The 5512-nt window shown below is 46.7% G+C and carries 6 protein-coding genes and 1 riboswitch; all 6 genes read right to left on the reverse strand.

Annotation, left to right across the window (positions count from 1 at the left end; genetic code table 11):
- Positions 1-246: 246 nt before the first annotated feature.
- Positions 247-969: an energy-coupling factor transporter transmembrane component T family protein gene (locus tag ACYQ2O_RS10200; protein ID WP_346025221.1), complete on the reverse strand. Its 723-nt coding sequence runs from the start codon at positions 967-969 to the stop codon at positions 247-249.
- Positions 954-2420, reverse strand: a complete 1467-nt coding sequence (locus ACYQ2O_RS10205; protein ID WP_346025220.1) for an ABC transporter ATP-binding protein — start codon at positions 2418-2420, stop codon at positions 954-956. The genes ACYQ2O_RS10200 and ACYQ2O_RS10205 overlap by 16 nt, the downstream gene beginning before the upstream one ends.
- On the reverse strand, positions 2413-3000 hold the full coding sequence (locus ACYQ2O_RS10210; RefSeq protein ID WP_346025219.1) for an ECF transporter S component: 588 nt from the start codon (positions 2998-3000) through the stop codon (positions 2413-2415). The genes ACYQ2O_RS10205 and ACYQ2O_RS10210 overlap by 8 nt, the downstream gene beginning before the upstream one ends.
- Positions 3000-3626 (reverse strand): YkoF family thiamine/hydroxymethylpyrimidine-binding protein, encoded by a 627-nt coding sequence (locus tag ACYQ2O_RS10215; RefSeq protein WP_346025218.1) that lies wholly within the window; start codon positions 3624-3626, stop codon positions 3000-3002. The genes ACYQ2O_RS10210 and ACYQ2O_RS10215 overlap by 1 nt, the downstream gene beginning before the upstream one ends.
- 41 nt (positions 3627-3667) lie before the next feature.
- Positions 3668-3772: riboswitch (TPP riboswitch) on the reverse strand.
- A 95-nt stretch (positions 3773-3867) separates the two neighbouring features.
- On the reverse strand, positions 3868-4386 hold the full coding sequence (locus ACYQ2O_RS10220) for a GNAT family N-acetyltransferase (protein ID WP_346025217.1): 519 nt from the start codon (positions 4384-4386) through the stop codon (positions 3868-3870).
- A 33-nt stretch (positions 4387-4419) separates the two neighbouring features.
- The gene (locus ACYQ2O_RS10225) at positions 4420-5226 is read right to left on the reverse strand and encodes an AAC(3) family N-acetyltransferase (RefSeq protein WP_459796556.1); all 807 of its coding nucleotides are present in this window, start codon (positions 5224-5226) and stop codon (positions 4420-4422) included.
- Positions 5227-5512: the final 286 nt, after the last annotated feature.

Genomic DNA, 5512 nt, shown 5'->3' on the forward strand with positions numbered 1-5512 from the left:
CTAATAAGAAAAGGTCTTGAGAAATAACTTCAAGCTATCGCTTGACCGAAATTCATCTCCCACTTTCACTGGTGCTTCGTACCCATACGTTTAGAAGTGGGAGACTTCTTTCGGAATTACGTTAAAAGATTTATCGTTCACAACTTATCTCTTTTTCACCTCATACAGAAGACCTTAGAAAAAGATGTCCACGAATGACTATTTTATCACTCATGAACATCTCTTCTATTGAATTGGCATGTATTATTAAAAAACTACAAATCCCAGTACAGCTATGGCTACAGGTAGTCCCGCCGCAAATACAATATCAATGGGATTGACTGTCATCTTCAGCTGCATCACGCGTTCTTCGCTGAACCCTTTAGATTCCATGGCCAGAGACAAGCGTTCTGACCAGTGCACCATTCGAATCATCATCGTAAAAAGTGGCTTGCTGTCCAGAGGCTTGACGGGAATGTTTCTGACCTGAAGTGCCAGTCTGGACTGTTCGTGTTCGGTCTTGATCAGTGAGGTCAGGTTCACTGCAGTCAAAATGGCATAGCCCATTTTCATTGGCATCTTAGCCTGCTGAATTAGACTGGCAATCAGTTCACCGGAATCGGTAGTCATCCCGTAACTAATACCAAGCATGGCAAAGGCAAAAATGCGCGAACTCAGATTCAGACCATTCACCAGATCCCGTCCAGTCGGCAAGGCTAAATCAGAAGCACCGGAAGCAAATTGAACGCCTTCGGAACTGAACAGCCAGCCGGTGAAGAAGTAGCTCATCGAAACCACCGCAAGCGGCAGGACTACTTTCATCAGGCGGGCAGGCTCAGTGCGTCTGGAAGTAGCCAAAAAAAGCATCCCTACAAAGGAAACTGTAAGGTTTACTCGCCAGTCAAAGGTGAGGCCTAAAGCGATACTGCCTAGCAGAATTCCAACCGTCTTGGCGGTCGGATTGATAGAATCGATCATCTTTGCTTCCACACCCTTTTCTCTCTAATTTCAACTATCTGATCAGCATAAGCGTCAACCAGATGACGGTCGTGACTGGTAAACAAACAGGTCATCCCCGCCTGACACAGTTCACTGAGTTTATCCATAATCAGTTTGGCATTGGCGGCATCCTGCCCGTAAGTCGGTTCATCAACGAGGAGCAATTGCTGCTTGCCGACGGTCATGCAGATAACAGCCAAGCGGCGCTGCTGACCCTGACTAATGACCCATGGTGACTGCTTTTCTTTCTGCTCGAAGCCGTGTTTAGACAAAATCGCTCTCGCTTCCGGTTCAACCTGGCTTTCCTCAACTGTCTCCCAGGCTCGCAAACTAACCGCCATCTCATCTAAGAGCGTTGTTTTGACAAACTGCAGAGAGGGATCCTGGAACACCAGCCCCACTTGAGCGTAAAGGTCTTTAGGTTTTAATTTCTTTGTATCATCCTGGTTGAGTCGAATGTCACCTTTGTAAGGGGCCGCTTTTAAAATCGCCTTGAATAAAGACGACTTGCCGACTCCGCTGGGCCCGATTAAAGCAGTGAGAGAGCCTTTTTTGAGTTCAAAGCTGGCTTCTTCTATCAAGGTGTGAATTCTGGTTTCTTTTTTGAAAAAAGAACGGCGCACGGTTTCTTCATAGAAAACTGATACATTGTCCAGTTCCAAAACAGATTCGTCCGACTGAACCGGCTTTCTATTCAATTCAAGCTCATCAAGCCAGATGCCTTCAGCCATCAAGCGTCTGATTCGTGACTCTTGATCTGCCAGTTCGGACAAATCGGTCAGCTGCTGCTTAGCATCCATCAGAAGCCAGCGGTCTACATCAGCCCATCTTTTGACATGATGATCGATTATGAGAACCGCTTTACCACTGGCAGTCAGCTCATTGATGTAGCTCATGTAAGTCTCAACCGTTTCATCGTCCATGTTGGCAAAAGGTTCGTCCATAATGAAGAGCGGCACGTCAGTCAGCGAGGCACAGATAAAGGCGGCTTTTTGCAGTTCCCCGCCGGACAAATCATCAAAGGAGCGGTCCAGCAGATTTCTCAGACCGAATAGTGCGGCCTTCTGCTCAATCACCTGATTTATCTCGCTTACAGCTTTGCGTTTGTTTTCCAGACAAAAGACCATTTCCTCTCTCAGCGTCCGCATGGAAAAAGACAGCCGGGCATTCTGGAAGATTGTCTGTACTTTATCTGAACGCTCGACTACCGACAGTCTGCTTATGTCCTCTCCTTTTATGGCAAGTCGGTCAACAGCCTGCTTTCCGCCGTATTCGGGATAATACCCATTTATCAAGTTAGCCAGGGTGCTTTTCCCGCTGCCGCTTCTCCCGCAGAGAAGGACGGTCTCACCCGGTTGAATATCAAGACTGACTTGGTCAATCAGCTGTTTTCCGTCTATTTCAAATGTCAGATTCTTTATGGATAGAACGGGTTCATTCAACGGCGTCACTTTCTTTCAGGTTATGATTCAGTACACCGGCTTCATTAAGCTTGTCACACAACCATTTTGCCACGAAACCGGTGAAAAACAAGGCGCTCGACAGACGAATGACGAAAATCGACAGGACGATACCCCAGTTCATAGCCAGATAGTTGGCTCTGTACCCTGTCCAGACAAAGGACAATAGTGTGGTGATTACGGCAGCCAGCATCGATACTTTGTAAGTGTATTTTTCATAGCGAGTAGCGAAGAAGGCCAGCTCGACACCCATGCCCTGAATAAAAGCAGAGATCAGTACGATTGCTCCGAACATATTGCCTAAAAGGATTTGCACGAGTGCAGTGGCCACTTCAGTGACAACACCGACTACCGGCTTTCTAATCATGTAGGTCGTGACAAGGGCTGCCGAGTACCAGATACCATAAAAGGGTTCATAGCCGAGTATGCCGAGTCCCATCGGTGTCAGTACAGCAGTCAAAGCAGTTCCCGCATATACAGCCATTAAAAAGACAATCCCAAAAACGACGGCAATCAAAGACATCAACAAATAGTCGCGAAGACTTAATGGTTTTCTGTTCATTAGATTTCTCCCTCCGGTACGTTACAGTGCAAGGTGAATTGACTGATGTAGTGACTGACTTCACTGCCGACTGTGTGCGACACATATTCCAGATAGTCGAAGACATCCTGTGCGCTGCCACCCAGATTCGTTCCGTAATGACCAGAACCTGTCACCACACCTCTATCGATCCCTTCGTTGACGACCTTGGCAATAGTTGCCATATAGTTGTCAGAGCCCATTGGGTAAAGGGCAAACTTCCCGATTACCGGAAAATCGATTGCTTCTGTTTCGGCCTGATTGACTCTTGGATCGTCAAGTTCCAGTGTGTAGTCACTGTCCGTATCTCCGGGACACCCTTTTGAAATAGTCGATTCGAGAGTCATATGAACCCCTTCCTTGTAGGCATACAAAAAGGCAGCCTTCAGTGCATCGAATACCGCTTCTTCTTTCCCACGGTAAACTGTTGAAATATGGTCGGTCTGTGCCCAGACTTTCGATAGATCGACCTGCTTGATCGCACCTAAAATGATCGATTTGAAATCGTCACTCATCGGCGATAAATTGAAACGTGCGCCTGTAATTTCCAAAGTGGAACCAGGCTTTCCGACTGAACAATTTCCGTAGTTGACATAGTTTTTCTGCATGAAAAAAACTCCTCCTAACGAAAAAAAACCATAGGAAAGAGCCATAATATATAAGATACTTCCTACGCAGCCATTACGCTGATCAGGTTACTGGTCTGATATACATCACTCTCAGCCTCCAATTCGAGACTCCCAGGATCTTCCGTATTTAATTTTGTTGTACCACAATGACTATACCAATTTGACGAACAGAATACAATACATTTTTAACTGCTTTCATCTGTTTTCTGCCCCCCCTTGTCTAACTGAGGCTTTTAAGCATAATCCAGTCCGTCTGCTCGTCGTTCCCCATGAAAAAGGAGTGACTCCCTACTTTCTTGAATCCTTTGGCTTTATAGAATGCTTTCGCAGGCTCGTTATGTTCCCAGACACCCAGCCAGATGCTCGTGCAGCCCTGTTCTTCAGCTGTCTCGACTGCCTTGTTTAAAAGACTCGTCCCCAACCCTCTGCGCTTGAATCCAGTACGGATATAGATCCGTTCGATTTCCAGTCCATCAGGATCGATGTCTTCCGTTCTCGCTTCTCCTGCATTCAGTTTCAGATAACCGGCCAGTTCATCGTCTGCATATAGAAAGTAAAATCGTGACCCTTCTGTGGCGAGCTCCTGACTCAGCTTCTCTTTTGTACAGGCTTTGGACAGGTAATCTGTCATGTTTTCTTCTGTGTTGTCTTTTTCGAACGTATCTGTAAAGGTCTCGATACTGATAGCCTGAAGGGTATCCAGATCCTCTAGTCCAACCAATTTAAAATACGTGCTCATTCGGTTCTCCCCTTTTGCTTAAGAAGTTTATGTCTATTTTCTAAGTGCCGTAAAGTGTCTGGTCGACTGATCGACCGCATCTCTGACCCGGTAAAGTCTGGCTTCTGCTTTGCCTATTTTTCCGATTGTAACTAGACCATTTTTCTCGAGCTCGTTTCCAATGGCACTAAACTGATATTCATCCAATTCGATGTCGTCATATGTCCGCCAGACTCTGATACCTTTTTCCAGGATGGCTGTCCCTTCAGGTTTGAGTGTCGGATTCGGTGCACGGTATTCGCCTAAGTGCATGGCCGTTGAGGTGTCATAATCCGTTCCGACTGCCAGAATCAGGGCATTCTCGTCATAAAGTTTTTTGAGCGGCGAGCCTTCACCCAGTCCAAAGTTCAGAGAGTGACCTGACGTCAGCTGATCAGCTTTCTTTCCCCAGGCCGTAAAAGAGACTGCCGGATGACTGCTTCTTCTTACATTCGGATAGGTTCGGAACAGATTGGCCACTACACCCATATACGGGCAAGGTGTCTTTTCGGGATCAAAGGCCGGCATCGTTTCGCGAATGGTGTCCCACCAGCTTTCAGGGACTGGCGGATACTGCCATTTTGACGGCTCGCTCCAGTCACCAGTCTGAGACGGCATGACCACTGTCCCTTCTCTTTCGTCGATCACCGTCATCAGCGCATCAACGAAAGCCTGGGCTCCCCCATTTACCCAGCCGACTTTTGATAATGACGTATGAACAAGGACCATGGCATCTTTCTTCAATCCTAAATTTGACATATCCTCAGCCAAAGATTGAACGGTATTTGGCCATGCCGTATTTTTGATCAGTTCTTGTCCCATAGGGATCACTTCCTTCATCTGCTCATTTATGTACGAAAAAACGCCCGAACACATCGACCGATCCAGGCGCGTGATTACTATTTAGTTTAATCTTCTGACGGCACGATTTCAATGGTTTCTGATGCCAGCTGCAGCTTATTATCAGATGCCTTGATCCGTTGTGAACTACCCACCACTTAAATCCTTTGGATTTTGAAGTGGGGGCTTCCTACGAACTCCATTCTTGTCTGCACAGACTTCATACAGATAGAGGAATCGGATATGGGTAGGCTCAAAAGGCAGTCCC

The sequence above is a fragment of the Alkalibacterium sp. m-11 genome, from assembly GCF_054658155.1.